Annotated in this window: 1 pseudogene; it reads right to left on the bottom strand. The window is 40.3% G+C overall.

Annotation, left to right across the window (positions count from 1 at the left end):
- Positions 1–29: 29 nt before the first annotated feature.
- A pseudogene (ltrA, locus tag PL9214_RS33235) lies at positions 30–1,834 on the bottom strand (group II intron reverse transcriptase/maturase).
- Positions 1,835–2,044: the final 210 nt, after the last annotated feature.

The following is a 2,044-nucleotide window of genomic DNA, read 5'->3' as shown; positions in this document are numbered from 1 at the left end:
TGTTAGAGTCGATAGGAGCGTTACCACTCCTACCTCTCCTTCAGAACCGTGCGTGAGATTTTCACCTCACACGGCTCCTTGATAATTTCACCTTTGTTATAGGTACGATTCAAAACGGTTGGTGGTCATAATTCTCAACTGTTGTTTTAGTTAAAGAACCATCACTAGCCGTTTTTGTGTCGTGACAATGTTTGTGTAAAAGTTGAAGGTTATCATAGGTATCTTTTCCACCTAATGATATTGGTTGAATATGATCAACTTCTACCATGTCTGTACTTGTGAAATACAGACCACAGTGAGGACAAATACCCTTTTGTTTCTTGATTAGTTTGGAAACTCTGTTAGGGGTTTCAGGATATTCGCCTCGGCGTTTGCTCCAATAAGTCCAGTCTCCATTAAATGGACTAGCCTCGCCTTTAACCTTTGTATGCCTTACGATTGGCGTACTGCTATGGGTGAGTAATTCTAATCCATCTTCTGTACTGAAACACCAGTTTCTGTCTCCTACTGTTCTCCAGTATTTGTCTTTATTGATGTTCCCTTTTCCCCTCGTTTTTGCCCATGCTCTCAACTTGTTGTATGTTAGAGAGTCAACCTTCTTAAAGATTTCTTTACTAACAACTGTTGAGTAATAGTTTGACCAGCCTTTAATGATCGGATTTAGCTTACTAATTAGAGCAGCTTGTAGGGCGGTTTTATGATTGTCTATTACTTCAGTTATTTTGACAAGATGAGTTTTGATTTTGGCTTTTGAGGGTGTGATTAGTGTTGTAAAACCTAGCGGTATTCCATTTCTACTGCTTGCACTTCGATAGTTTCCTACTTTGTGTTGTTGTATATGGAATCCTAAAAACTCAAATCCAACATTTCCATCAATTTCATTGAGGGTATGAGTTATTTTTGTTTTGCTTGGTTTTAATTCCAATCCCAAATCACTTAACCAGTTAGCAATTATCTCTTGACAATTTTTGACAATGTTCAAGTCCTCATGGATTATCACAAAGTCATCCGCGTAACGGATTAGGCTAAGGGCGCAACGGTTATCCCGTTTACTCCCTTTCAGAGTTTCTGCATATTGCTTAACTCTTTCTTCCATACCATGTAGGGCAATGTTCGCAAGTAAGGGTGAAATTACTCCCCCTTGTGGTGTACCATCATGGGTAGGAAAGAGTTCTTTTCCGTCCATATACCCTGCTTTGAGCCATGCTTTAATTAAACGGCTTAGAGTGGGGTATGTGTGTATTTTGGAGAGTAACGCTTTATGGTTGATGCGGTCGAAGCATTTTGAGATATCAGCATCGAATACGAATTTGGGTTTGCTTCTAATGCTGAGGAATATTGCTCCGATTGCATCATGACAGGAACGTCCTGGTCTAAAACCGTAACTGTTTGGCTCGAAGAGTGCCTCCCATTCTGGTTCTAACGCTAGTTTGACTAACGCTTGTAATGCACGGTCGTCTATTGTGGGTATTCCTAATGGACGGGTTTCAGTTGTTCCGGGTTTGGGAATCATTACTCTACGAGTAGGTTTTACCTTACCTGTTAACTTTAATCGTCCTACAAGTCTCCTCCGTTGTTTTGGGGTTAGAGATTTAATTCCATCCACCCCTGCGGTATTTTTACCTTGATTATCTTGTGTTACCCGACGAACCGCAATACATTTTGCTGACCAAGACCTAATCAGGGTCTTCTGAAGTTTACGAACTGCTTTAACATCGCCTCGTTCACTCGCTCGAAATATTCTCTTTTGCAACTTAAAAGTCACCCGTTCTAGCTTGCGCCAGTTGATGTCTTTCCATTCCACCGTCTGATTTTTATTCAGCGTTTTAGACATTTACATTGCTACTTGTTCTATTTCTTTGGAATTACCGAGTATCTGTCTGCATATCCTTGTCATTACAACAAGGCATTCGCTTTTGATACCATCCCTCCCCTAGCTATCATTCGTTAGCTACTTACTGGTTATCTATCTTTTACCAGAGATAATTAGGGGTTACTTCGTTCCGATTACACATTTGTTTGAAGTCTTTAGCGTGATGCTATC

The sequence above is a fragment of the Planktothrix tepida PCC 9214 genome (assembly GCF_900009145.1).
In the GTDB taxonomy this organism is placed as follows: domain Bacteria; phylum Cyanobacteriota; class Cyanobacteriia; order Cyanobacteriales; family Microcoleaceae; genus Planktothrix; species Planktothrix tepida.
This window is presented reverse-complemented; position numbering and strand designations above follow the sequence as displayed.